General features: G+C 66.0%; 22 protein-coding genes. 17 read left to right on the forward strand and 5 right to left on the reverse strand.

Annotated features, from left to right (window positions below; genetic code table 11):
• Window positions 1-94 precede the first annotated feature (94 nt).
• The 4 genes from VA599_RS06300 to VA599_RS06315 all read left to right on the forward strand — a co-directional run bounded on the left by VA599_RS06300 (window position 95) and on the right by VA599_RS06315 (window position 9,559).
• On the forward strand, window positions 95-1,549 hold the full coding sequence (locus tag VA599_RS06300) for an amidase (protein WP_346787976.1): 1,455 nt from the start codon (window positions 95-97) through the stop codon (window positions 1,547-1,549).
• A 187-nt stretch (window positions 1,550-1,736) separates the two neighbouring features.
• The gene (locus tag VA599_RS06305) at window positions 1,737-3,809 is read left to right on the forward strand and encodes a prolyl oligopeptidase family serine peptidase (RefSeq protein ID WP_346787977.1); all 2,073 of its coding nucleotides are present in this window, start codon (window positions 1,737-1,739) and stop codon (window positions 3,807-3,809) included.
• Between the two features lie 264 nt (window positions 3,810-4,073).
• On the forward strand, window positions 4,074-8,627 hold the full coding sequence (locus VA599_RS06310) for a PAS domain S-box protein (RefSeq protein WP_346787978.1): 4,554 nt from the start codon (window positions 4,074-4,076) through the stop codon (window positions 8,625-8,627).
• Window positions 8,624-9,559, forward strand: coding sequence for a diguanylate cyclase domain-containing protein (locus VA599_RS06315; RefSeq protein ID WP_346787979.1), 936 nt, complete (start codon window positions 8,624-8,626; stop codon window positions 9,557-9,559). Before VA599_RS06310 ends, VA599_RS06315 begins: the two co-directional genes overlap by 4 nt.
• A gap of 122 nt (window positions 9,560-9,681) precedes the next feature.
• On the opposite strand, the gene VA599_RS06320 is transcribed toward VA599_RS06315, so the two are convergent.
• Both VA599_RS06320 and VA599_RS06325 read right to left on the reverse strand, forming a co-directional pair.
• Window positions 9,682-10,848: a SpoIIE family protein phosphatase gene (locus VA599_RS06320; protein ID WP_346787980.1), complete on the reverse strand. Its 1,167-nt coding sequence runs from the start codon at window positions 10,846-10,848 to the stop codon at window positions 9,682-9,684.
• 232 nt (window positions 10,849-11,080) lie between these two features.
• On the reverse strand, window positions 11,081-12,175 hold the full coding sequence (locus VA599_RS06325; RefSeq protein WP_346787981.1) for a M35 family metalloendopeptidase: 1,095 nt from the start codon (window positions 12,173-12,175) through the stop codon (window positions 11,081-11,083).
• Between the two features lie 94 nt (window positions 12,176-12,269).
• Between VA599_RS06325 and VA599_RS06330 the strand changes: the two genes are divergently transcribed.
• From VA599_RS06330 to VA599_RS06390, 11 genes are all read left to right on the forward strand, one after another.
• Window positions 12,270-12,461, forward strand: a complete 192-nt coding sequence (locus VA599_RS06330; protein WP_346787982.1) for a hypothetical protein — start codon at window positions 12,270-12,272, stop codon at window positions 12,459-12,461.
• A complete protein-coding gene (queC, locus tag VA599_RS06335) occupies window positions 12,445-13,149 on the forward strand; it encodes a 7-cyano-7-deazaguanine synthase QueC (protein ID WP_346787983.1) in 705 nt (234 codons plus the stop codon). The genes VA599_RS06330 and queC overlap by 17 nt, the downstream gene beginning before the upstream one ends.
• 1 nt (window position 13,150) lies before the next feature.
• Window positions 13,151-14,170 carry a 6-pyruvoyl trahydropterin synthase family protein gene (locus VA599_RS24135; RefSeq protein ID WP_429838544.1) on the forward strand — a complete coding sequence of 340 codons (1,020 nt, stop codon included), beginning with the start codon at window positions 13,151-13,153 and terminating at the stop codon, window positions 14,168-14,170.
• 28 nt (window positions 14,171-14,198) lie between these two features.
• Window positions 14,199-14,834 (forward strand): 7-carboxy-7-deazaguanine synthase, encoded by a 636-nt coding sequence (gene queE, locus VA599_RS06355; RefSeq protein WP_346787984.1) that lies wholly within the window; start codon window positions 14,199-14,201, stop codon window positions 14,832-14,834.
• A 394-nt stretch (window positions 14,835-15,228) separates the two neighbouring features.
• Window positions 15,229-15,480 (forward strand): BufA1 family periplasmic bufferin-type metallophore, encoded by a 252-nt coding sequence (locus VA599_RS06360; RefSeq protein ID WP_021477891.1) that lies wholly within the window; start codon window positions 15,229-15,231, stop codon window positions 15,478-15,480.
• Between the two features lie 92 nt (window positions 15,481-15,572).
• On the forward strand, window positions 15,573-15,824 hold the full coding sequence (locus VA599_RS06365; RefSeq protein ID WP_021477892.1) for a BufA1 family periplasmic bufferin-type metallophore: 252 nt from the start codon (window positions 15,573-15,575) through the stop codon (window positions 15,822-15,824).
• Between the two features lie 57 nt (window positions 15,825-15,881).
• Window positions 15,882-16,712, forward strand: a complete 831-nt coding sequence (bufB, locus tag VA599_RS06370; RefSeq protein WP_346787985.1) for an MNIO family bufferin maturase — start codon at window positions 15,882-15,884, stop codon at window positions 16,710-16,712.
• On the forward strand, window positions 16,699-17,463 hold the full coding sequence (locus tag VA599_RS06375; RefSeq protein WP_346787986.1) for an HvfC/BufC family peptide modification chaperone: 765 nt from the start codon (window positions 16,699-16,701) through the stop codon (window positions 17,461-17,463). The genes bufB and VA599_RS06375 overlap by 14 nt, the downstream gene beginning before the upstream one ends.
• Window positions 17,460-17,933: a DoxX family membrane protein gene (locus VA599_RS06380; protein ID WP_166437884.1), complete on the forward strand. Its 474-nt coding sequence runs from the start codon at window positions 17,460-17,462 to the stop codon at window positions 17,931-17,933. Before VA599_RS06375 ends, VA599_RS06380 begins: the two co-directional genes overlap by 4 nt.
• A gap of 78 nt (window positions 17,934-18,011) precedes the next feature.
• Window positions 18,012-18,860 carry a phosphoserine phosphatase SerB gene (serB, locus tag VA599_RS06385; RefSeq protein WP_346787987.1) on the forward strand — a complete coding sequence of 283 codons (849 nt, stop codon included), beginning with the start codon at window positions 18,012-18,014 and terminating at the stop codon, window positions 18,858-18,860.
• A 6-nt stretch (window positions 18,861-18,866) separates the two neighbouring features.
• A complete protein-coding gene (locus VA599_RS06390) occupies window positions 18,867-19,394 on the forward strand; it encodes a hypothetical protein (protein WP_234004435.1) in 528 nt (175 codons plus the stop codon).
• Between the two features lie 20 nt (window positions 19,395-19,414).
• Here VA599_RS06390 and moaA read toward each other — a convergent pair whose 3' ends face one another.
• Complete coding sequence (moaA, locus tag VA599_RS06395; protein WP_166437882.1) at window positions 19,415-20,389, reverse strand: GTP 3',8-cyclase MoaA; 975 nt, start codon at window positions 20,387-20,389, stop codon at window positions 19,415-19,417.
• A 463-nt stretch (window positions 20,390-20,852) separates the two neighbouring features.
• On the opposite strand from moaA, the gene VA599_RS06400 reads away from it, so the two are divergent.
• On the forward strand, window positions 20,853-22,763 hold the full coding sequence (locus VA599_RS06400; RefSeq protein WP_346787988.1) for a S53 family peptidase: 1,911 nt from the start codon (window positions 20,853-20,855) through the stop codon (window positions 22,761-22,763).
• Between the two features lie 69 nt (window positions 22,764-22,832).
• On the opposite strand, the gene VA599_RS06405 is transcribed toward VA599_RS06400, so the two are convergent.
• Entirely contained in the window at window positions 22,833-23,573 is a 741-nt protein-coding gene (locus VA599_RS06405) for an acetoacetate decarboxylase (protein ID WP_346787989.1), read from the reverse strand.
• Between the two features lie 219 nt (window positions 23,574-23,792).
• On the opposite strand from VA599_RS06405, the gene VA599_RS06410 reads away from it, so the two are divergent.
• Window positions 23,793-24,095 (forward strand): hypothetical protein, encoded by a 303-nt coding sequence (locus tag VA599_RS06410; protein ID WP_021477901.1) that lies wholly within the window; start codon window positions 23,793-23,795, stop codon window positions 24,093-24,095.
• Window positions 24,096-24,098: 3 nt separating this feature from the next.
• Here VA599_RS06410 and VA599_RS06415 read toward each other — a convergent pair whose 3' ends face one another.
• Window positions 24,099-25,151: an oxidoreductase gene (locus VA599_RS06415; RefSeq protein WP_346787990.1), complete on the reverse strand. Its 1,053-nt coding sequence runs from the start codon at window positions 25,149-25,151 to the stop codon at window positions 24,099-24,101.
• Window positions 25,152-25,452: the final 301 nt, after the last annotated feature.

The following is a 25,452-nucleotide window of genomic DNA, read 5'->3' on the forward strand; positions in this document are numbered from 1 at the left end:
CCGTTCGGTATCATCATGCCCATGCAATGATACCGAACGGTATCATCACTCTCTGGCTCATGTCGAGCCGGGGCATCCTCCATGGGAATCAGCGATGAAGCTTTCGGAATATGCGCAATATGACGCGGTGGGACTGGGCAATCTGGTCGCGCAGGGCGAAGTCAGTCCGCAGGAGCTCGCAGATGCGGCGCTACGGGCGTGCGCGGCGGTCAACCCTCAAATCAACGCGGTCATCGAAACCTGGCAGCCCGAGCTCTCCGGCATCGCCTCGGCGCTGGAACGGGGCTCGCCGCTCGCCGGCGTGCCCTTCCTGATCAAAGATGTAGGCGTGACCATGGCGGGCAGGAAGATAGAATTCGGCAGCCGGCTGGCGCAAGGCTTCACCGCCGCGGCCGACTCCATTCTGATGCGGCGCTTCCGCGAAGCGGGACTAACGACGCTGGGGCGGACCACCACGCCCGAGTTCGCCTGGAGCGGCACCACCGAATCCGCGCTCTGCGGCCCGACCCGCAACCCTTGGAACCCGGCGCGCGGCGCGGGCGGCTCCAGCGGCGGCGCCGCCGCGGCGGTGGCCGCCGGCATCGTGCCGATGGCGCATGCGACCGACGCGGCCGGCTCCATCCGCATCCCATCCGCCGCCTCCGGGGCATTCGGACTGAAGCCGACGCGCGGCCGCGTATCCAACGGCCCGATTCTCGACGAGGCCATCCACGGTCTGGCCGCGCAGCTGGGCGTCAGCCGTTCGGTGCGCGACAGCGCCGCGCTGCTCGACGCCGCGTGCGGAGCGGATGCCGGCCAGCCCTTCTCCATCGCCGAGCCCGCCGGCAGCTATCTCGCGCAAGTCGGCGTCGAACCCGGCCGGTTGAGGATAGGCGTGATGGCGCAAGCCTGGGGCGGCCAGCGCACTTCACCATCCATTCTCGGACACCTCGCCGAAGCCGCGCGGCTATGCGAGTCGCTCGGCCACGCCGTGGAGGAAGCGTCGCTTCCCCTTGGATGCAGCTGGGACGCCTTCGTCCATGCCAGCTCGGTGCTGTGGGCCGCAAACATCGCCGCCTGGGTCGACGACATGGCGGCAGCCACCGGGCGCAAGATCGATCTGTCCACGCTGGAGCCGCAGACGCTCGCCGTCTACCGGACCGGACACGCGATACGCGGCATCGAGATCGTGCGGGCGCTGGATCTGCGCAACGCCGTCACCCGCAGCGTCGCAGCCTTCTTCACGCGCTACGATCTGCTGCTGACGCCGACCCTGCCCGACCTGGCGCCGCCCATCGGCAGCTATGCGGCCGGCGCGGAAACGATGGACGGCCACCAGTGGACCGAGCGCGTGATGGGCGGCTCGCCGTTCACCCCGGTCTTCAACGCCGCCGGCGCGCCGGCCATGTCGGTGCCGCTGTTCCAGGATACGGCGTCCGGCTTGCCGGTCGGCATGCAATTCGTCGCGCCGGCCGGACGAGAGGACGCGCTGTTCCGGATGGCCGGCCAGCTGGAGCGCGGTCTGCCATGGGCAGGCCGCAGGCCGACGATATGGGCGGGAGAAGCCTGAAGCCCGCGGCAGCCAGACCCAGACGCCTCAATCAGAAAGGGAAACCGGCGGCCCGCGCCGATGACAAAAGGATTTGAAACGCGATACAGTCTGGAACTGGCCGCCGCCCGACCGGCGCGCCGCGACAACAGGGCGCCCTGCACGCCGACCGCGCCGGCGGCAAGGGCACCACATTTAGGAGAACATCATGAAGACCAGACTGCTCGCGTCCGCGGCTCTGCTGCTGGCGGCGCAGGGCCATGCCGCCGCGCAGGACCCCTACCTGTGGCTGGAAAACATCCAGGGCAAGGATGCGCTGCAATGGGTGCATCAGCAGAACGCGCTCACCGTCAAGGAAACCGAAGGCTGGAAAAACTTCCCGCAGTTGAAGCGGGACATTCTGGCCGTCCTCGACTCCAGCGCGCGCATTCCCGCCATCGAAAAGATAGGCGACCGCTACTACAACTTCTGGCGCGACGCCCAGCATCCGCGGGGCCTGTGGCGCAGCGCCACGCTGGACGAATACCGCAAGGCAGAGCCTGCCTGGGAAACGGTGCTGGACCTAGACAAGCTGGCAAAGGATGAAAAGGAAAACTGGGTGTGGCAAGGCGCCGACTGCGTCAAACCCAAGCAGGACCGCTGCCTGATCCGGCTGAGCCGCGGCGGCGGCGACGCCGCGGTGGTGCGCGAATTCGACCTGCCGGCCAAGCGCTTCCTCGCCGACGGCTTCGTGGTGCCGGAAGCCAAGAGCGAGGTCAACTGGGCTGACCGCGACACCCTGTACGTCGCCACCGATTTCGGCAAAGGCTCGCTGACCGATTCCGGCTATCCCCGCATCGTCAAGGAATGGAAGCGCGGCCAGCCGCTGGCCGCCGCCGCGACGCTGTTCGAGGGCAAGCAGACCGACATCTCGGTCAACGCCGACGGCATCGACACCGCCGGCCATCATTATGACGTGATCAGCCAGGGCACCAGCTTCTTCTCCAGCGACACCTACCTGAAACAGGACGGCAAGTGGCTGAAACTGGACAAGCCCGGCCACGTCGAAGCGTCCTTCCATGGCCCCTGGCTGCTGCTGCGGCCGCGCCAGGACTGGAAGGTCGGCGGCCATGACTGGAAGGCCGGCAGCCTGCTGGCCATCAAGGCAAGCGACTACCTGCAGGGCAAGCGAGACGTCGCCGCCCTGTTCCAGCCCAGCGCCACCACCTCGCTGGGCGGCAGCGCCGGCACCCGCGACGCGCTGATCCTGACCGTGCTCGACAACGTCAAGAGCCGGCTGGTGGAGTGGAAAGTGGTGGACGGCAAATGGCAGTCGCGCCCGGTGGCCGCGCCCGGCTACGGCAGCATCAGCGTCAGCGCGGTGGACAGCGACGACTCCAACGACTACTTCTTCACCTTCACCGACTTCCTGACGCCGACTTCGCTGTCGCTGGCCCACGCCGGCAGCGACGCGCGCGAGCCGCTGAAACAGCAGCCCGCCTTCTTCGACGCCAAACCCTACCGCATCCAGCAGTTCTTCGCCCGCTCCGACGACGGCACCCGCGTGCCCTACTTCGTGGTGGCGCGCAAGGACATGAAGCTGAACGGCAAGAACCCTACGCTGCTGTACGGCTACGGCGGTTTCGAAGTGTCGCTGACGCCCTATTACAGCGGCACCCTGGGCAAAGCCTGGCTGGAGCGAGGCGGCGTCTACGTGCTGGGCAATATCCGCGGCGGCGGCGAATACGGCCCGGCCTGGCACGAGGCGGCGTTGAAGCACAAGCGCCAGAAAGCCTACGACGACTTCTCGTCCATCGCCAGGGACCTGGCCCGGCGCGGCATCGCCGACGCCCGCCATCTCGGCATCAAGGGCGGCAGCAACGGCGGCCTGCTGATGGGCGTGATGCTGACCAAGTACCCGCAGCTGTTCCACGCCGTGGTCTGCCAGGTGCCGCTGCTGGACATGCGGCGCTTCAACAAGCTGCTGGCCGGCGCCAGCTGGATGGACGAGTACGGCAACCCGGACCAGCCGGCCGACTGGGCCTATATCCAGCGCTATTCGCCGTACCAGAACATCCGCGCCGGCGCCAAGTACCCGGCCACGCTGTTCGCCACCTCCACGCTGGACGACCGCGTCCATCCCGGCCACGCCCGCAAGATGTACGCGGCGATGAAGGCGATGGGCGCCGATGTCCGCTATTACGAGCGCACCGAAGGCGGCCACGGCGCCGCCGCCAGCCACGACGAGGAAGCCCGCATCGCGGCGATGGAATACGCCTTCCTGTGGAAGGAGCTGCGCTGATCCACGACGGCCCCGCTGCGGGGCCGCTTTTTCCCCGGCAGGGAATGCGCCAACGCCCGGCCGCGCCAACGCGTCCCGGGCGTTTTATCGAATGCTCCCGCCGCCGGCGAGGCGCTCCCCTTTTGCCCGCTCCGCCCGGCCGCCCCCCGCGGCAATCGGCCGGCCCCGCGCCTTCGCATGAAATGCAATTCAAATGCGCGCTGGCTCTACCTATAATCGAAAACGGTATCGCCGACCCGCCCTCCTTACTTGCAGGAGCTGCCCTTGCCTCGGATTCCGCGTCTGTCCGGCTGGCTGAAACAGGAATTGCGGCTGATCGTCGCCTTCCTGTGCATGGTGGCGGCCGTCACCGCGGTGGTGGCGTTCCAGGCAGGCCTGCACCAGCGCCAGCAGTTGCTGAGCGCCTACCAGATCCGCCTGGGCTATGTCACCCATACCCGCAACGACATCCTGCGGCAGCAGTTCGACCAGTTGCGCCGCGACGCGCTGTTTCTCGGCAACACGCCCCCGGTATCCGGCATCGTCCGCGCCGCCTCCAACCGGAACCTGGACCGCCGGGAAAACACCCGCGATGAAACCTGGAGGCGGCAACTGGGCACCATATTCGCCTCCTTCCTCGACGCCAACCCCGACCTGACCTCCATCCGCTTCATCGGCGTGGCGGACAATGGCCGGGAACTGGTGCGGGCCGAACGCGGCCCCGACGGCCAGGCGAAAATCACATCCGCCCAAACGCTGCGCACGCATGGCGGCAGCGATTACATGCAGGCAACAGCCAAGCTGGCGCGAGGACAAGTCTATTTTTCCGACATCACCGCGGGCCGGCGCCATTCTCAGCATCCGCATCCCGATGCCGAGCTGCTCCCGACGCTGCGGGTGGCCACCCCGATATTCAACGAGCAGGGCCGCATGTTCGGCATCGTGATCCTCAATTACAATGCCAGCCGGCTGCTGCAATCGCTCCTGAAAAGCATTCCGATGGAGCTGCGCATCTATCTGACCAACCGCGACGGCGACTACCTGCTGCAGCCGGATCCTCAACACACCTTCGGCTTCGAGCATGGCCATCGCTGGCGCTGGCAGGACGACTTCCGGCCGACGCCAGCCAGGGCCGACCAGCCGGACGGCCTGCAAGCCTATGCCTCGCCCCACGGCACCGCCTACGCCCGCTGGCTGGACATCCCCTTCGATCCTGCCGCGCCAGAACACTACTGCCGCATTTATGCCGTGCTGCCGGATCAGGCCGTCGCCACGCTGGCCCAAACCGCCCGCCTGTCCGCGCTGGGCAGCGCGCTGGGCGTATTTCTGCTGATCGCCATGGTGCTGGCGGTCTACCGGCGAAAATACCGGCAAGCCAGCGCCCGCCAGGCTGAGCTGGCCGCCATCGTGGAAAGCTCGCACGACGCCATCATCGGCTGCTCCTCCGAAGGCCGCATCGCCAGCTGGAACCTGGGCGCGGAAAAAATGCTGGGCTACCCGGCGCGGGAAACCATGGGCAAACCGCTGGAAAACTTCATCCACCTGCCCTCGGCGGACAGCGGCGCGCCATCCTTCCTGAGCGCCGAGCCTCCAGAGTCGACGCCGCTGGAGCTGATCTGCTTCCTCCACGACCGGGAAGGCAGGCGGCTGGATGCCGCCGTCACCGTCTCGCCGGTGCTGACCGCCGGCCGGCAGGGCGGCGTCGCCCTGATCATCCGCGACATCACCGAACAGGTGGCGAACGAGCGGCGCATCCTCGAAATGAATGCCGGGCTGGAGAGGCAAGTGGAACAGCGCACCGCGCAGATCCGGGTATTCTCCGCGCTGCAAAACGCCATCCTCGCCAATGCCGGCTACGCCATCATCGCCACCGATCAAGATGGGGTGATCACCCTGTTCAATCCCGCCGCCGAGCGCATGCTGGGCTACGCCGCCGCCGACATGATAGGGCGCGAGTCCCTGACCCGCTTTCATGATCCGCGCGAACTGGCCGAACGCGCGCGCGCGATCGGCGAGCGCCTGGGCGAGGACATCAAGCCCGGGATCGACGCCATCATCGCCCCATCCCGGCTGGGCCCGGACGAAAGCCAATGGACCTACGTGCGCCGCAACGGCGGCACCCTGCCGGTGTTGCTGACCGTATCCGCGCTGGAGAACGATGAAGGCCTGGTCACCGGCTATCTCGTCATCGCAGCGGACATCACCCAGCGCGAACACGACCGCCATCAACTGGAGCTGGCGCGCGACCAGCTGGTCAAGGCGGCGGAAGTCGCCGAGCTGGGCATCTGGAGCTGGACACTGGACAGCGACATGCTGGAGTGGAACGACCGCATGTTCGAGATTTACGACCTGCCCCGGTCATTCCGCGACTTCGGCCTCTACTACAACCACTGGCGCGGCCGGGTCCATCCCGACGACGTCGAGCAAGCCGAACACCAGCTGCAGCGCGCGCTGGAAGGCTCCGATGTCTACACCGCCGACTTCCGCATCCTGCGGCAGGACGGCGAAACCCGCCACCTGCAGGCCGCGGCGCGAATCGAGTACGGCGCCGGCGGCAAGGCCCTCCGAGTAGCCGGCATCAACCGCGACGTCACGCTGGAGCGCGAACGCGAAGCTTGGCTGAGCCAGGCCAAAGCCGCGGCGGACAGCGCCAACCGCTCCAAGTCGGAGTTCCTGGCCAATATGAGCCACGAAATCCGCACCCCGATGAACGCCATCCTGGGCATGCTGCAGCTAATCCAGCAGACCGGCCTGAATCCGCGCCAGGCCGACTACGCCGACAAGGCCGCCTCCGCCGCCCGCACCTTGCTGGGCATACTCAACGACATCCTGGACTTCTCCCGGGTGGAGGTCGGCAAGCTGACGCTGGCCCCCCATCCATTCAGCGTCGACAAACTGCTGCGCGACGTCGGCGTGATCATGTCCGCCAATGTCGGCGACAAGGATGTGGAGGTGCTGTTCGACATCGACCCCGAGCTGCCCGACTGGATCTCCGCCGACGCGCTGCGGCTGCAGCAAATCCTGATCAACCTGTCCGGCAACGCGATCAAGTTCACCGAACGCGGCGAAGTAGTGATGGCGGCCCGGCTGCTTGGCCGGGAAGAGAACAAGCTGCGCATCGCCTTCTCGGTGCGCGATACCGGCATCGGCATCGCGCCCGAGCATCTGCAACGCATCTTCGAGGGCTTCTCCCAGGCGGAAGCTTCCACCGCGCGCCGCTACGGCGGCTCCGGCCTGGGCCTGGCCATCAGCCAGCGGCTGGTGGCGCTGATGGGCGGCCAACTGAGCGTGGAAAGCGAAGCGGGCAAAGGCAGCCTGTTCCGCTTCGAGATCGATTGCGAAACGGCCGAAGCGCCGAAACCGGCGGTCGACGTCGTCTCGCTGCGCGATCTCAGCTGCCTGGTGATAGACGACAACGACAACGCCCGCCAAACCCAGAGCGGCCTGCTGCGCGCGTTTGGCTGGACGGTGGATACCGCGGCCAGCGGCGAGGAGGCGCTGGCCCTGATGGAGCAGCCTCGCCCGAAAGACTATGACGTCATCCTGGTGGACTGGCGCATGCCGGGACTGGACGGCTGGGAAACCTGCAGCCGGCTGCGCCAGTTGGAAAGCAGCGCGCGCGCTTCAGTGATCGTGCTGGTCACCGCTTACGGCCGCGAGCTGCTCGAGCAGCGGCGGAGCCAGGCTCCAGACATGTTCGACAGCCTGCTGGTCAAGCCCCTCACCGCCTCCATGCTGTTCGACGCCGTCGCCGACGCCCGGGCGGGCAATGGCCGCCGCGAAAGCCTCCCGCCTCCGGACGCGCCCCGGCAAATGCGGCTGAGCGGGTTGCGGCTGCTGCTGGTGGAGGACAACCTGACCAACCAGCAAGTCGCCCGCGAGCTGCTGGGCAGCGAAGGCGCCGAAATCGATGTGGCCGACTGCGGCATGGCGGCGCTGGACGCGGTTCGCAACGCCCCCGCGTCTTACAATCTGGTATTGATGGACATCCAGATGCCGGACATGGACGGCTATGCCGTCACCCGGCTTCTGCGGCAGGACTTCCCGCCCGAGGCGCTGCCCATCGTCGCCATGACCGCCAATGTGATGCCGGCGGATCGCGAAGCCGCGCTGGCCTCCGGCATGAACGACCATGTCGGCAAACCCTTCGACCTGGCCCAGCTGGTCGGGGTCATCCTGCACCACGCCCGCGGCCAGGCCGCTCCGGAAAGCCGCCCTCCGGCCACGGCCGTCGCCCGCCGGCTGCTGAACAGCGAAGCCGCCATCGTACGCTTTGGCGGCAATCTGGAAATCTACCGCCACACCCTGCTCAGTTTCTGCGAGGAAAGCCGCGCGCTGCGGGATGGACTGCAGCAAGCGCGCCGCCTCCGGCAGCGCGAGCAAGGCATACAGTTTCTGCATACACTGAAAGGACTGGCGGCCACCATTGGCGCGGAAGCCCTGGCGGCGACGGCCGCTCTGGAAGAAAAAGCGCTGCGGTCCGCCGAGCAGGATTGGCCCGCCGACTACGCCGATCTCGAACGGGAAGCCGGGCAAGCCGAACAGGCCGCCAGGCAATTGGCGGCGGAACTGGAAAACTCGTCGCGCCTCAACGCTCCGCAGCATGACGCCGAGCAGAATCCGGGCCTCGAACTGGCCGAGGGCCTCGACAGACTGACCCAGCTGCTGCGCGAAGCCAATGTCGAGGCGATACAGCTGTTCGCCTCGCTCCGGCAGCGACACGGCCGCGCCCGCCCCGGCGAGTTCGACCGGCTCAACGAGGCGATCATGCAGATGAACTTCACGGCTGCCGTCCGCCTGTGCGAGGACATGCGGCAGCAGAAAGCGCCACAGCCATGAACCAAGACATCCCAGGCCTTGTCCGGCCTGCCGCCGGCCGGCGCGGCCGGATACTGGTCGTCGACGACCAGCCGGCCAATATCGTGGTCGCGCATCAGATACTGCGCGAACGGCACGATGTCTTCATGGCCACCAACGGCGAGCAGGCGCTGGAATTCTGCCGGGCCACGCCGCCGGACATGCTGTTGCTGGACGTGGAAATGCCCGGCCTCAAAGGCATGGACGTATGCCGGCGCCTGAAGCAGGATCCGGCCACCCACGATATTCCCGTTATCTTCGTCACCGGGCTGCAAAACCCGCAACAGGAGTTGGAATGCTGGGAGGCCGGCGCCGCCGATTTCGTCAGCAAGCCCGTCACCCCCATCACCCTGCTCAACCGCGTCAACGCCCACCTGACGCTGAAATTCCAGGCCGACCAGTTGCGCGTGCTGGCCTATCACGACGGCTTGACCGGCATCGCCAACCGCAGGAATTTCGACGAGCGCCTCGACAAGGCCTGGCGCCACTGCCAGCGCGCGCGCAGCACGCTGGCGCTGATCCTGTCCGACGTCGATCTGTTCAAGAAATACAACGACAGCTGCGGCCACCACGCCGGCGACGAATGCCTGCGCCAGGTGGCGGCGGCGATCCAGGATCAGATGCGCCGCCCCTACGACCTGGCCGCGCGCTACGGCGGAGAAGAGTTTGTCTGCCTGCTGCCGGAAACCACCCTGGCCGGCGCGGTGACGGTGGCCATCAAGATAGACGCGGCGGTGCGGGCCCTGCACATCCAGCATCCGGCCTCGAGCGTCGACGTCTGCGTCACGCTGAGCCAGGGAGTGGCAGTGATCGAACCGGATGCCGGGGAAGACGGCGAACGGCTGCTCCGCCTGGCGGACGACCAGCTGTACCTGGCCAAGCGGACCGGCCGCGGGCGCGTCTGCGCGGTTTAGCGCCGGCGCGACCGGCCCAATCATCAGGCAAGGCCCGCCGACGCAGACAGTGCAAGCCGCACGGCAAGCCGACGCGACGCGGCATCAGCGGGTTTGTCAGCGGCTCTTGGGCGCAGCATACGTCAACGGGGGGACTGCCCGCCATCCGGGTGGCGGATCACCAGCAGCGAAACGTCATCGCTGGCCGCGCCGCCCTGCCTGTGCTCCTTGACGGCTTCCAGCACCGTCTCTCCGATCCGGTCCGGCCAGCCGCGGCGGACCGCCGCCTCGACGCCGGGCAAGCCGAACATCGCGCCATGCCCGTCTTTGGCCTCGGTAATGCCGTCCGAGCTGACCACCAGCGTCTGGGACGGCTGCCAGGCCAGCGTCTGCATGCCGTCATCGAAGGCATCGGCCGGCAGCACGCCAAGCGGAGGATGCTCGGACTTGCAGCGCGCCTCGACCTCTCCCCGCGGGTTGAACAGCAGCACGCAGGGCACGCCGCCGTTCCAGACGCGCGCCTGCCGGCCCGCGGAATCGATCGCGATCAGCGCGGCTGCGACAAAGCGGCCGCTCGGCAGCAATTTGTGCAGCTTCTGGTTGATGCCCCGGACGATGGCCGGCATCTCGCACCCGGCCTCGGTCATTTCGTGGAAGCAATCGATCGCCGGCAACGCGCTGATGGCGGCCGTCAGGCCATGGCCGGTGCAGTCGGCCAGCATGATGTGTTCGCCGCCGCCCAGCGGCTGGCAAATGATGATCAGGTCGCCGTTGAAGCCTGCGGCGGGACTCAGGTACTGCCAGACATGGTCCGGCCGGGAAGTGCGCAGGCGGATCAGCCGCTCCATCAGCTCCAGCGCCAGCTGCTGCTCGAACTCGTTTTCCTGGTAATACTTCTCCAGCCGGATCGCATCCTGGTTGATCTGGTTCTGCATCTCGGCAATACGCAGGAAGACATGGATCTTGGCGGTCAACAGATCGAAACTGACGGGCTTGGCCAGATAATCGTCGCCGCCGGCCTTCAGGCCGGAAACCACGCTTTCCAGTTCGTTCAGGCTGGTCAGAAATATGATGGGCACCCAGTGTTCGCCGAACAGCTTGCGCAGCTCGGTCGTGGCCTGCAAGCCGTCCATCTCCGGCATAACGACGTCCATCAGCACCAGATCCGGCACCTGGTTTCGGCAGTACGCCACCGCCTCCACGCCGTTCTTGGCCGACACGCAGAGATAGCCGAGCTTCTGGATGAACTGTTCAATGAAGTAGCGGTTGGTGGCGCTATCCTCTACCAACAAGATGGTCGTCGACGGCATCGCATCCCCAGGGCATTGCAGGTGGACATGCACACGGTAGCCCGGCCTTTGGCCGGCCATGACGAAGGCGGCTCCAACGCCCCGTTTACCGGGCCATTCCATAATAAGCCCCGTTGCGACCGTATTCCACCCCATTAGCCGGACATGCGAATCATGACGAAAAGATGCACGGCGGCCATGAAAAACCCGCCGGCCGAAGCGGGCGGGTCCGGATTTGCCCTGCCGATCTGGCTCAAGGCTGGTTAGGCGTGTTTTCCGCGAAGTATTCGTGGTTGTCAGCGTTGTTCAGCGCCTGGGCCGGGTTGGTCTTCGCCAGGTTCTTGGCGCCAGCCTGGCCGTAGACGTGATCGTCGGTGCCCGCCACCACGGTGAAATGGGACAGCTCATGCACCAACGTGCCGCCCTTGGAGTCGGTGCCCTTGGTCGGCGCGGTCCAGAAGGCGCCGCACAGATAGATGGTGTAGGGCTGCGACGGATAGACGTAGGCATAGGTGCCGCCATCGGTGCAGCTGCAATCCAGCTTGATCGGCTTGGTGTCCAGCGCATCCTTGATGTTCACGTAATGCGACTTGGCGGTGCTCCAGTTGGCCTGGCTGTACTTACCGAACCAAGTGGTGTAGCGCTGGGTGCCGGACGGCGTGCCGTTCAGATAGGCGTTGGTCTCGTCGGCCATCGCGCTGGCGGCGGTGACGCCGTCCCTGGACTGGTTCTGCTGGGTGACCGAGCAGTTGCCGGCGTAGGTCACGCCGCTGACCGCGGTGCGGGCCAGCGCCTGCCACTCCAGCTTGGCCGCCTGCGAACGCTGCAGCAGCGGGCTGGCCTTGCCGCCACTGTAGCCGCTCACCGCATTGGAAACGATCGCCTCGTCCTGCGGCTGCGCCGCGCCCGACGACTTGGCGCTGACGCCGGCCGGCAAGCTGCGGTTCAATACCTTGCCGCTGTTGCTCTCGAAGCGCACATTCAGCTGGCCGCCCTTGGACAGGTCGTAATAATCGGATACCCGCACCTTGGCATTCAGCGTCGCGCCCGGCGCCAGGGAAACCGTGTCGCGCAGCGACGGCACCACCCGCTTGTAACGCGGGCCCAGGTATTCCGCCTGCTTGCCGTTCACGCTCACCGTCAGGAACTGTTCCTGCAGCTCCTTGCCCGGCAGGTACCAACGGTAAACATGCAAGGTCTCCTTGCCGGTGTTGCGGTAGGTGACGGTGACATCCACGTCCTGGGCCGCGCTGACTGCCGGCTGGCCCAGGCTGACTTGCAGGTCGCCGGCGAATGCGGATGAGGCGAGCAGCAGGGCCGCTGCCGCAATGGGTAATCTCTTGTCCATTGTTTTCCCTTTATTGTCAGGATGCTTTGTACATCACGAAAAGTTATAAAGTGCACAGTCATCATGCACAGATCATTAATTGCATGAACATGTCATGATCGCAATCAAAAAAATTCGCCTCGTTGCGCATATTCCACATGTCATATTTCAGCAACAGATCATCCGCCTCCCCCGCCAGGTCTATAGTGGGTTAAAATCAGCGGTTTGCGCGGCGGGTGAGACCGATCCCGGCGCGCCGTCACAAACCCTCGACTGTTTTTCGACGGAATATGAACCAAGCATCTGATGAAAAAGCCCTGGTGGTGCTCTCGGGCGGCCAGGACTCGACCACCTGTCTCTACTGGGCGCTGCGCCGTTTCGGCGCCGGCAATGTGGAGGCCGTCACCTTCGACTATGGCCAACGCCACCGCGTGGAGCTGGGTTGCGCGCGCAAGATCGCCGCGCTTGCCGGCGTGCGCCAGACCGTGCTGCCCATCGACACCTTCGCCGCCATCGGCGGCAACGCGCTGACCGATGCCGGCATCGCCCCCGAAGCAGGCGTCCGCGACGACAACGCGCTGCCCAATACCTTCGTCCCGGGGCGCAATCTGGTCTTCCTCACCTTCGCCGCCGCCCTCGCCTATACCCGCGGCGCGCGCCATCTGGTGACCGGCGTCGCCCAGACCGACTACTCCGGCTATCCCGACTGCCGCGAGAACACGCTGAAGGCGCTGGAAGTGGCGCTGAGGCTGGGCATGGACAGCCGCGTGGAGCTGCACACGCCGCTGATGTACCTGTCCAAAGCCGAAACTGTGACCCTGGCGCAACAGGTTGGGGCGCTGGAAGCCCTGGCCTGGAGTCACACCTGTTACAACGGCGAGGTGCCGCCCTGCGGCCATTGCGCGTCGTGCGAACTGCGCGCCCTCGGTTTCGCCGAGGCCGGCATGCCGGACCCGCTGGTGGAACGCTGCCAGGCCGAAGCGCAAGGACACTGAAATGCACGCCAGTTACCTGATAGCCGGCGCCGGCTTCGAAGCGGCGCGGCGGCTGCCGGCCGACCACGGCCAAGCCGCGCGGCCGCATGGCCACAGCTTCCGCCTGAGCGTGCGCAGCGATGCCCAAAACACCAGCCAGGAAGCGCTGCAGGCTGCCGTCCAGGCCGCCGTGGCGCCGTTGGACTACACGGATCTGAACGCCGTCCTCGCCACCAGCGACGATCTCTCGCTGGCGCGCCACATCGCCGACGCCCTGCCCCATCCCGCATCCATCCAGTTGCGCGGCGCGCCGGACCGCGGCGTGATGCTGGACGGCGCGCGCGCGCTCAGCTGGATCAACTCATCCTTCGAGGCCGCCCATTATCTGCCCCACGTGCCGCCTGGCCATAAATGCGGACGGCTGCATGGCCACGGCTTCGGCGTGCGCATCGTCGCCGACGCCGCCTTGAGCGGCCAGCATGATCTGGCGCGCGCCTGGGCGACGCTTCACGGCCGGCTCAACCACCGCTACCTGAACGATATTCCCGGACTGGACAACCCCACCAGCGAGGTGCTGGCCCAATGGCTGCACCAGCAACTGCGCGACGCCGTACCCGGCCTCGCCTGGGTAGAGGTGCGCGAGACGCACAGCGCCGGCAGCCAGTTCGACGGCAAGACCTTCCGCATCTGGAAGGAGCAGCGCTTCGAAAGCGCGATGCCCTTCGACGCCGCGGGGAACTACACCGGCCACAGCTATCTGGTCCGGCTGATGCTGTCCGGCGGCATAGACCGCACCATGGGCTGGTTGCTGGACTTCGGCGACGTCAAGGACCGCTTCAAGCCCATCTACCGCCAGCTCGACCACAACCCGCTGGACAAGCTGGCCGGCCTGCGCCGCGCCGACAACGCCGCGGTGGCGGAGTGGATCCACGCCCAGCTGGCGCCGCTGGTGCCGGAATTGTCCCGGATAGACCTGATGGAAAGCGACGACGCCGGCGTGTCGCTGCATTTCCGCCAGGACATGCGCTGGCCGCTGCTGTGACCGCCGCCATCGATTGCGGGAGAATGTCGTGACTACCTATACCGTCAAGGAAATCTTCTACACGCTGCAGGGCGAAGGCCGCCAGGCCGGCCGCGCGGCGGTGTTCTGCCGCTTCGCCGGCTGTAATCTGTGGTCTGGCCGCGAGGAGGACCGCGCCAAGGCGGTCTGCCAGTTCTGCGACACCGACTTCGTCGGCGCCGGCCCGGACGGCGGCAAGTTCGACGGCGCGGCGGCGCTGGCAGCCCGGATCGCCGCCGAGTGGCCGAAAGACGCCGGCGGCGCGCCCTATGTGGTATGCACCGGCGGCGAGCCGCTGCTGCAGCTGGACGCGGAGCTGGTGGACGCGCTGCACGCCGAAGGTTTCGAGATCGCCGTGGAAACCAACGGCACCGTCGCCGCGCCCACCGGGCTGGACTGGATCTGCGTCAGTCCCAAGGCGGGTTCCGAGCTGAAGCAACGCGCAGGCGACGAACTGAAGCTGGTCTACCCGCAAGTAGCTCAAATGCCGGAAACCGTCGCCCATCTGGACTTCGGCACCTTCTACCTGCAGCCGATGGACGGCCCGGACCTGGCCGCCAACACCCGCGCCGCCATCGCTTACTGCATGGCGCATCCGCAATGGCGGCTGTCGGTGCAGACCCACAAGGTGGTGAACATCCGCTGAGCGCGACCCCACCTTGATTCGCATGCCATTGATCAACGGCATGCGCCCGATGCCCGGCATGTCCGGGCATCTTCGTTTCCGCGCCTCCCGCTCTCCTCCTCTCAAACGCTTCCCGTCGGAAACATGCGCCTGTCGCGGTTCCGCTCATCGGCCATTCCGCGCCGCCGTTCTATGCCATCCGGAAAACCCGCACTATAACGACGAAAACATCCGTGCTGGGTGGAGGACGACGGCCCTCCGGCGCGGCGATCCTGTTCCGCGAAAATTTTTTGAACATTCGCGTAAGAAACGAAAAGGCATCGCGACTCAATGGTTGTGCGGTGATGCCCATACGCAACCAGGACTCAGGCATCCGTCGCCATCGACAACAATCGCACTACCCAGGAGAGAAACCATGAACAGCAACAAGACTCTGATCGCCTCCGCGCTCGGCGCGGTCATCGCCCTCGGCGTGCTGGCCAGCGCGCCCGCCTCCGCCGCCGACAAGGACCAGTGCTACGGCATCGCCAAAGCCGGCCAGAACGACTGCAAGACCGATGCCCACGCCTGCGCCGGCCACTCAAAGGTGGACAAGGACCCGGCAGACTTCAAACTGGTGCCGGCCGGCACTTGTCAGAAAATGGGCGGTCACACCAAGCCGATGTGATTTATCCGGCTGGCAATTCCAGCCGCTTTGATTACCATACCCCGGCCGGACGGCAGGAGCCGTCCGGCGCACACTTAAGCAAGGAGTCGCATATGAAGCAGAACAAAGCATTGATCGCATCCGCCCTGGGCGCCGTCATCGCCATGGGCGCGCTGAGCGCCGCCCCGGCCGCCGCTGCGGACAAGGAAAAATGCTACGGCATCGCCCAGGCAGGCAAGAACGACTGCGCGTCCGGCACCCATTCCTGCGCCGGCCAGGCCAAGGTGGACAAGGACCCCGCTGACTGGAAATACGTCGCCAAGGGCAGCTGCGAGAAAATGGGCGGCAAGCCCGGCACCAAGTAATCCCCGCCCCCCCATGCGGCCCGCCCATCGGCGGGCCGCCTTTTCCGGAACACCAGCATGTCCCTCACCACTCTTCCCGGCGTTTGCGGCATCGGCCTGCGCGCGCCGCACTACCGCGAAGCCCTGGCGCTTCAACCCGAGCTGGGCTGGGTGGAAGTGCACAGCGAGAATTTCTTCGATGGCGGCACCCCGCTGGCCATGCTGCGCCGCGTGGCCGAGCGCTGGCCGCTGTCGCTGCACGGCGTCGGCCTGGGCCTGGGCTCGGCCGCTCGACCCGATCGCGGCCATCTGGCGTCGCTTAAGCGGCTGGTGGACGAGACCTGTCCGGCCTCGGTGTCCGAGCATCTGTCGTTCAACCATTCGCCGCACCGCTACGTCAACGACCTGCTGCCGATACCGTATACCCGCGCGGCGCTGGACGCGGTGGCCGGCCACGTGTCCGAGACCCAGGACGCGCTGGGCCGCCCCATCCTGCTGGAAAACCTGTCCAGCTATGTCGAGTTCCCCGGCAACGAGATGAACGAGGGCGAATTCCTGGCCGAACTGGTCCGCATCACCGGCTGCGGCATCTTACTGGACGTCAACAACTTGTACGTCAACCGGGTCAACCTGGGCACCGACGTCAACGCCGTGCTGGCCGCCCTGCCTTTGGACGCGATCGGCGAGATTCACCTGGCCGGCTACAGCGAGCGCGAGGGCATGCTGGTGGACACCCACAGCCAGGCGGTGCACGACGAGGTATGGCGGTTCTACCGCGAAGTGATCCGCCGCATCGGCCCGCGTCCGACGCTGATCGAATGGGACATCGATATCCCGCCGCTGGCCACGCTGCAAGCCGAAGCCGCCAAAGCGCAAGCGATACTGGAGGGCCGCGATGGACTGGCATGACTGGCAACACGCGCTGCTGGAAGCGATAGCCGATCCGGCGCAGGCGTCCGCCGCCGAACTGGATTTGAATCCAGCCGGGCTGGCGGTTTACCGCAACAACTACCGCATCGGCCTGATCGACGCGCTGGCGCACAGCCATCCGGTCTGCCGCGAGCTGGTGGGCGAAGACTTCTTCACCGCGCTGGCGCGCGAATACGTGAAGAGCCACGCCTCGGACGGCGGCAACCTGCACCGCTATGGCGCAAGCTTCGCCGACTTCATCGCCGGCTTCGAGCATTGCCGCGACCTGCCCTACCTCGCCGACGTCGCGCGACTGGAGTGGGCGGTCCACCGCAGCTATTACGCTGAGGACGCCCAGCCGCTGGACACCTCCGCGCTGGCGGCCGTCGCGCCGGAGCAATGGGAGGCGCTGATCTTCGCGCCGCTGCCCGACGTCGCGCTGTGCCGGGCCGGCAGCCCGGCGCTCAGCATCTGGCGCGCCCACCGCGAGCAGGGTCCGCTGGATGGCTTGCTGGCGCTGCCGTCGGAAAACGCGCTGGTCTACCGCGACCGCGGCGAAGTGAAAACCCTGGCGCTGAACGACGCCCGCCACGCCTTCTACGCCGCGCTGTTCAGCGGGGAGCCGCTGGCCGCAGCCATCGAAGCGGCCCAGGCGTTCGACGCCGATTTTGACCTGCAGCCGGCGCTGCTCGGCCTGTTCCAGCCGCCATTGCTGGCCTCCATCCATATCCGACAAGGTGAAACCGAATGAATACCCTCGCCAAACCGGCGGTCTCCGCCTACCAGCTGCTGATCCGCAGCGCCGACCGACTGCAGCCGCTGATCCTGCTGCTGCTCAGGCTGTGGCTGCTGGATGTCTTCTTCCGCTCCGGCCTGACCAAGATAGACGACTGGGACATCACGCTGGCGCTGTTCAGCGATGAATACCACGTGCCGCTACTGCCGCCCGCCGTCGCCGCGGTGATGGCAACCTGCGGCGAGCTGGGCTTGTCCGCGCTGCTGGCGCTGGGCCTGGGCGGACGCTTCGCCGCCGCCGGCCTGTTCATCCTCAACGCTGTAGCGGTGATCAGCTACCCCGGCTTGAACGACGTCACCCGCCAGTTCCACTACTTCTGGGGCGCCCAGCTGCTGGTGCTGCTGTCCTTCGGCCCCGGCTTGCTGTCGCTGGACGCGTTGCTCAAGCGCTGGTGCGCGGGCCGCTGCCCCGCCAGCCTCAGCTGAGCGGGAACCGCGCGAGAGGCGGCGGCGGGCGCAAGACGTGGCATAATGAAAGCAATCGTCTTGACGCCCGATCGCACAATGAGCACTCAGAAAACCCTGGTCGTACTCGCCCCGCAGCCGGACCCGCGGCATCTCTCCGACATCGCCCGCCTGGCCGAAGCGCCGCAGCTGGACCATCCCCACATCGACGTGGTGCGGATGCGCGGCGCCAACCCGGACCAAAGCCCCTCGGTTCTGGAACGCTGCCGCGCCCACGGCTACGACGCCGCCTATATCGACAACGGCCAGGCGTTCGCCGATTTCCGCCTGCTGGTTTCCGACATGGACTCCACGCTGATCAACATCGAGTGCATAGACGAGATCGCCGACATCAAGGGCATCAAGCCCCAGGTGGCGGAGATCACCGAGCGCGCGATGCGCGGCGAACTGGACTTCTCGGCCGCCTTGCGGGAACGGGTGGCGCTGCTGGAAGGGTTGCCGGAAGCGGCATTGCGCCAGGTGTATGAGGAGAGGCTGCGGTTGAACCCGGGCGCCGAACAGCTGCTGGCCGCCTGCCGGCGCCTCGGCATCAAGACGCTGCTGGTTTCCGGCGGCTTCACCTATTTCACCGATCGGCTCAAGGCCGAATACGGCCTGGACCACGCCTACGCCAACCAGCTGGAAATCGTCGACGGCAAACTCACCGGCCGGGTCCAGGGCGACATCGTCGACGCCGAGGCGAAAAAGCGGCTGCTGATCGCCACCCGCGACGCGCTGGGCCTGCAGCCCGAGCAAGTGATCGCGGTCGGCGACGGCGCCAACGACCTGCCCATGCTGCGCGAGGCCGGAACCGGCGTCGCCTACCATGCCAAGCCCCGCGTCAGCGCCGAAGCCGACATCGCCATCGAGCATGGCGGCCTGGACGCCATCCTGCGGCTCTTTCACTGAGCGACGATGATGGCCGACAAGCAAACGACCCAACTTCTGGAGCTGGACACCGTCAGCTTCGACGCCGATCTGCCCTTTTTGGCTCAGCCGCTGGAAGGCGACTATCCGCCCCGGCTGCAGCGAGAAACCCGGCTGGCGCTGCGGGTACTGGCCGCGCCCGGCGAAACGCCGGACGACACCAATCCGGTGCTGATGCGGCTGGAAGCCAAGCTGGACCTGGCGCTGGAAGTATCGTTGCTGGAACGCCACCCGGAGCGGCCATCCTGCACGCCGTGCCGCCTGGGACTGAACGCGGTGGCCTGGCTGGACACCCAACCGTGGACGCCCGGGCAGCCGCTGCTGCTGTCGCTCTACCCCAACCCCGACTCGGCGCTCAGCCTGTGCCTGCACGGCCGGGTGCTGGAATCCCGCCCGCATGGCGGCAAGCTTCGCCTGCTGAGCGCGGACATCCACGGCAGCTTCGATCTGGACACGCATTTGATGTGGGAGAAATGGGTGTTCCGGCGCCACCGCCGGGCGATACTGGAGCGTTGAAGCCGGAAAGCCGGTTGGCCTCAGCCGCCGGTCATCGACATGAAGCGGACCAGCTTCTGCGGCCGCTCGCGGAACTCATGCCGCTCCGGCTTCAGCTCTATCGCCTCGCGCAGCGCCGCCTCCAGGCCGGCGTCGTCGATGCCGGCGCGCAGCAGCGGACGCAATTCCATTTTTTCCTCCTGCCCCAGGCACATGTACAGCGTGCCGTCGACCGACAGCCGCACCCGGTTGCAGGTGGCGCAGAAGTGCTGCGAGATCGGGGTGATCATCCCCAGCGAGAAGCTGCCGTCGCGGCTGCTCCAGTAACGGGCGGGCCCTCCGCCCAGGCTCTTCGCCTGCTCCACCAGATCGAACTGCTGGCACAGGCGGCGCATCACTGGCTGCAGATCCAGATAATGCGCGGAACGGCCGGTGTCGCCCATCGGCATCGCCTCGATCAGGCGCAGGATGAAGCCGTGCTCGATGCAGAACGCGGTCATCGCCTCGATGTCCTGCTCATTGACGCCCTGCATCGCCACCATATTGATCTTGATCGGCGCGAAACCCGCCTCCTTGGCCGCCATCAGGCCTTCCAGCACCTTGGGCAGGCTGTCGCTGCCGGTGATCTCCGCCACGCAGTCGCGCCGCAGCGAATCCAGGCTCAGGTTGATGCGCCGCACGCCCGCGGCATGGAGCGCCGCCGCGTGGCGGCTCAATTGGGTGCCGTTGGTGGTCAGCGACAAGTCTTCCAGGCCGGGCAAGGCCGACAGCCGCGCGGCCAGCTGCGGCAGATTGCGCCGCAGCAGCGGCTCGCCGCCGGTCAAGCGTACGCGGCGGGTGCCCAGCCGGGCGAACACCGCCACCACCCGCTCGATCTCATCGAAGGTCAGCCAGTTGTCCGGCTCCTCGAAATGCTTGAAGCCCTTAGGCAGGCAATAATTGCAGCGCAGGTCGCAGCGGTCGGTGACGGACAGCCGCAGGTACTCGATGGCCCGGCCAAAACGATCAATCAGCATGCATCCTCCGCAGCGCTTCCCTTGTGTCTCATTTAGTCGGCACTACACGGACAATCTGACATCGTCTCGCCACCGCCGCCAGCCGCGGAGCAGGACCGTCCGCGACTATTCTTCCATTGTACTTCACCATGCGCGGACAAGCTGATCGATAGCCATCAAAATCAAAGCGCGCATCACAGGCTCCAGCAAGCATGGGCCCTGTCATCCCGCCCCCTACGGCTGTGCCCCCCGCCGTGGCCAATTCAGTTGCAAACGCTAGCTATTGCAGCTCCCCCCGTCCGGCTTCCTCATGACAAATCGGTGGAATGGCCACACAGAATGTTACAAAAACGCTTAACTCGTCACAGAAACCGCTCCCTATACTGGCCTCTCCAATTATTCCGATTGGATATCCGGAAACCTCATCCGGACCGGAGCCGCACCACAGAAACGCGGCCCGGCATCTACACAAGGAGCAAGCAATATGGCATTCAAAATGAAAATGCTGGCAGCCGCCCTGGCCGCCGTCGCCGCCTCCGGCGCGATGGCAGCCGCCCCGCAAGATCTGGGCAAGGTGGAGCAGGCCGCCCCGGCGCAAAAACTGACCGTGACCATCGCACTGAGCCTGCGCGACCGTGATGCCGCCGCCCGCTATCTGCAGGAAGTGCACACGCCCTCCAGCCCCAATTACCACCAGTTCCTGACCCCGTCCGAATTCCGCGCCCGCTACGCGCCGTCCGAAGCCAGCGTGGCCAAAGTCAGCGCCCGCCTGCAATCCGCCGGCTTGAGCGTGAAGCGCGTCGGCAGCACCCTGCTGCAAGTCAGCGGCCCCGCCGCCACCGTGCAAAAGGCCTTCGGCGCCGAAGTGCATGTATTCCAGAACAAGACCGTCGTCCAGGGCGCGGCCGCCCGTTACACCGCGCCGGTGCGCGCCTCGACGCCCGGCGTCGACCTGAGCGACGTGCAGGCCGTGATCGGCCTGGACAGCCGCCCGCACTTCCGCCCGCACCTGCGCCAGTTGCCCAACCACCTGCAGGCGTCGATGGACAAGAGCGCCAGCGCCGTGACCACCGGCAATGCGCCGGGCAAATGGACCGTCACCGACCTGGCGCGCCACTACAACATCACGCCGCTCTACAACAAGGGCATCCACGGCAAGGGCGCCACCATCGGCATCGTCACCCTGGCCAGCTTCACGCCGTCCGACGCCTTCCAGTACTGGAGCTCGATCGGTCTGAACACCGATCCGAACCGCCTCACCGTGATCGACATCGACGGTGGCCCCGGCGCGCCGAGCGACGATGGCGGCTCCAGCGAAACCACGCTGGACGTCGAACAATCCGGCGGCATCGCCCCGGACGCCAAGATCGTCGTCTACCAAGCGCCCAACACCACCCAGGGCTTCGTCGACGCCTTCGCCAAAGCGATCGAATCCAACGCCGCCGACACGCTGTCGGTCAGCTGGGGCGAATGGGAATGGTTCGACCAGCAGGCCCAAGCGGTCAATCCGGTGGGCGGCAAGAGCGCCAACGTGCTGCAGACCTACCATGACCTGTTCCTGCAGGCCGCGCTGCAAGGCCAGACCATGTTCGCCGCCTCCGGCGACTCCGGCGCCTACGACGTGAACCGCGCCGCTCCGCTGCCGCAGTACAACAAGGTGCTGTCGGTGGATAGCCCGGCCAACCAGCAGTTCATCACCGCAGCCGGCGCCACCACCGTGCCGACCACGCTGACCTTTCATCCCAACGGCAAGGAAATGAAGGTCAAGATTCCGACCGAGCGCGCCTGGGGCTGGGACTACCTCGGCGGCCTGTGCAAGGCGCTGGGCAAAGACCCGGTGGCGTGCGGCATCTTCCCGGTCGGCGACGGCGGCGGCGTCAGCAGCTTCATCGCCCGCCCGTTCTACCAGAACTGGCTGCCCGGCATGCAGAACAGCCCGGCCGGCCAACAACTGGTGGACAGCAGCCAGAATCCGCCTCAGGTCATCGCCACTCTGCCCGCCAACTTCAAGGGCCGCAACGTGCCGGACATCTCGATGAACGGCGACCCGGAAACCGGCTACGTGGTCTACTACACCTCCAGCAAGACCGGCTTCTCGATCCAGACCAACAACGGCGGCACCAGCTTCGTCGCGCCGCAGCTGGCCGGCATCACCGCGCTGCTGAACCAGTCGCTGGGCGGGCGCATCGGCCTGCTGAACTTCTCGTTGTACGGCCTGGTTGCCACCGGCCACGCCTATCACGGCTCCGGCCGCCATGGCGCGCCACTGCGCGACATCACCGCCGGCAACAATTGGGGCTACAACGCCCATCGCGGCTACGACCAGGCCACCGGCGTCGGCGCGCCGGACGTCGCCAACCTGGATGCCGCGCTGCAACGCTACTTCTGGTTCTGAAGCGCTCCCCGCGGATAGAAAACGGCCCCACCAGGGGCCGTTTTCTTGGGACAGACTCGGCAAACGTCGTCACTGCTGCAGATAGTCGAACACCACCGCCCCCAGATCCAGCGTCAGATCGCAAATGAAGTGCCGTGCCGACAAAACCTCCTGCACCGGCAAAGCCGAAACCGGGGCCAACGCGTGCGGATGCAGCTCCAACGAACCCGGTGAACACCATGCCCCTTTGATCACGACATTGGTGGTGTGATAGCGAACCAGCTCGCAGATGCGCGGCGTGCCGTCCACGTGCGGGATGATCTTCAGCAGGAAATTGGGCTCGGCCAGTCCGGCCAGCAGCGAGGCCTGATCCAGCGTCTCGTGCTTGTAACCCATGGTGCCGGTGGCGACGCGGACTGGCCCGAAATCCAGACTGCCCACCAAGGTATCCTGATGCACCTCCAGCCGGGGCTTGCCGGCCTTCTTCGGAAACCCCCACAGCTCGCGTCCTCCCGCCAGCGGCGGCTGGTCGTCCAGAAACATCGCCAGGGTATAGCTGCCGCGCTCGCCGCGGAACGTCACCGGGATCACCTGCCCGCTTTCCGAATAATCGCCGAAGCCGGTGGAGTCCGGCATGCGGATGAATTCATAACGGACCACCGGCTCCGCCATCTGCAGCGGCTCCGGCAGAATCGCCTCGATCGCCGCCGGGTCGGTGCGATAGGTGATGATCATGTACTCGCGATTGACGAAACGGTAGGGCCCCGGCGGGAAAGCGGGGCTGGTCAAAGGCATGGCGAACGCGCGCTGCCGGACTTCCTGCTGCTTCATGGCGAACTCTCCTAAGAAGGATTCATGCAAACCATCCGCAATATGTCGCAAATATCGCACTGCAACATAAACCACTGCCAGTAAGGCCAGTCAATGCCGCCAACGCGATGGAAAGCCATTCAGGGCAAGACGAGATTGACGCGTCGCCGCCTCTGCCACCATCATTGCATACGCGTTTTCACATCTTGACATCGCCTCACCCCAGGCAAGGACCTGTTTATGAATGCAGCCAAGAAAATCCGCCGCTTCATCGAGGAAGGGCACGATCCGCAGCAAATGCAGGTATTGAAAGAGCTGGCTGCTGCGCTGGAGATGGGCCGTTCCTACGACCTCAGCCAGCTATACGACATAGACATGCGCTATTTCGATGTCGCGATCGACCTGCTCAAAGATTGGCGTTTCGACCACCACATCAGCTCGCGCAGCAAATTGCTGGAGCAGTTGCTGACTGAAATCGCGCCGGAACAGAAAGCCGCCGCCCAGGCCGAAGAGGCCGCCGGCGGCAAGAAAAAGAAGGACTGACACTCAGGCAGCCGGCTCTCGCAGATTGTCCGGCACCGGCTGCCAGCATTGCAGCATCGCGCTGCGCTTGCCCAGCTCCAGCAAAGCCATCACGCGCCAGGCCTCCTCCGCCGGCACCGGGTTCGCCTCGCCGTGCAGGATGGCGTCGCGCACCCCCGCGTAGTAGCGGAGATAATCGCCTGCCGGCCCGCAAAACACAGCCTCCTCCTCCCCGCTTACCAGCCGCCCCGGATTCGTGTCCACGCCCCAGCCCTCCCCGCCCGGGCGTGCGCCGGCCTTCAGCGCATCTTCCTGTGGATCCAGCCCGTATTTGCTGAAACTGCCCAATGTGCCGTGGAGTATGAAGCGCGGCCCCGCATCGGCGACCAGCGCGCTGCCATGCAGAATCACCCGCTTGTCCGGGTAGCGCAGCATCGCATGGAACCAGTCATCGCTGGCGGCTCCGTCGCGCAGCGCAGCCATTTCCAGGCCCAATGCCTGCGGCAAGCCGAACAATTGCAAGGCCTGGTCCAGCAGATGCGGCCCCAGATCGAACCACAGCCCGGCCCCAGGCCCGGACGACTCTCGCCAGCGCTGGCGCACCTGCGGACGGTAGCGATCGAAATGCGACTCGAAATGGACAACCCGCCCCAAAGCGCCCTCATCCAATAGCTGGCGCACCGCCAGGAAATCCGCATCCCAGCGGCGATTATGAAACACCGACAACAACCGGCCAGCCCGCTCAGCCTCTTCCATCAGCAATCTGGCCTGCGCGGCATCCAGAGTGAAGGGCTTGTCGACCACCACGTGCTTGCCGGCTCTCAACGCGGCCAAGGCTAATGGGAAATGGCTGTCGTTCGGCGTGGCGATCACCGCCAGATCAATGTCGTCCTCAGCGAGCAAGGCCTCGGCGTCCGGCAATACCCGCGTCTGCGGCCAATCCTTCAAAACATGCTCCGGCCTGCTGGACGCCACCGCGATCAACTCCACGCCTTCAGTTTCAGCCAATAAAGGGGCATGGAAGGTCGCGCCGGCATAGCCGTAGCCCAACAACCCCGCTCTCAGTCGTCTTGTCATCTTGAATCCTCCGGAGCCCACATGATACGTCGCGGCTGCCGAATGCCAAACCCCGCCAACAGCAGGGCCACGCTCTAGAATTGACGGCAAGCAATCCGGAACGTTTGGCCAAACTGGAGCCACAAACGCCAAAGCCCCGCCGGGGTTCGGTCGGGGCTGCTTGGGGGAGGTTTCGCGCGCGCAAAGCACAAAGCCCAGCTCGTCTGAGCTGGGCTTCGTTATGGGGCGTCTGGCGGTGTCCTACTTTCACATGGCGAATGCCACACTATCATCGGCGCTAAGGCGTTTCACGGTCCTGTTC

The sequence above is a fragment of the Chromobacterium indicum genome, from assembly GCF_039708975.1.
Classification (GTDB): domain Bacteria; phylum Pseudomonadota; class Gammaproteobacteria; order Burkholderiales; family Chromobacteriaceae; genus Chromobacterium; species Chromobacterium piscinae.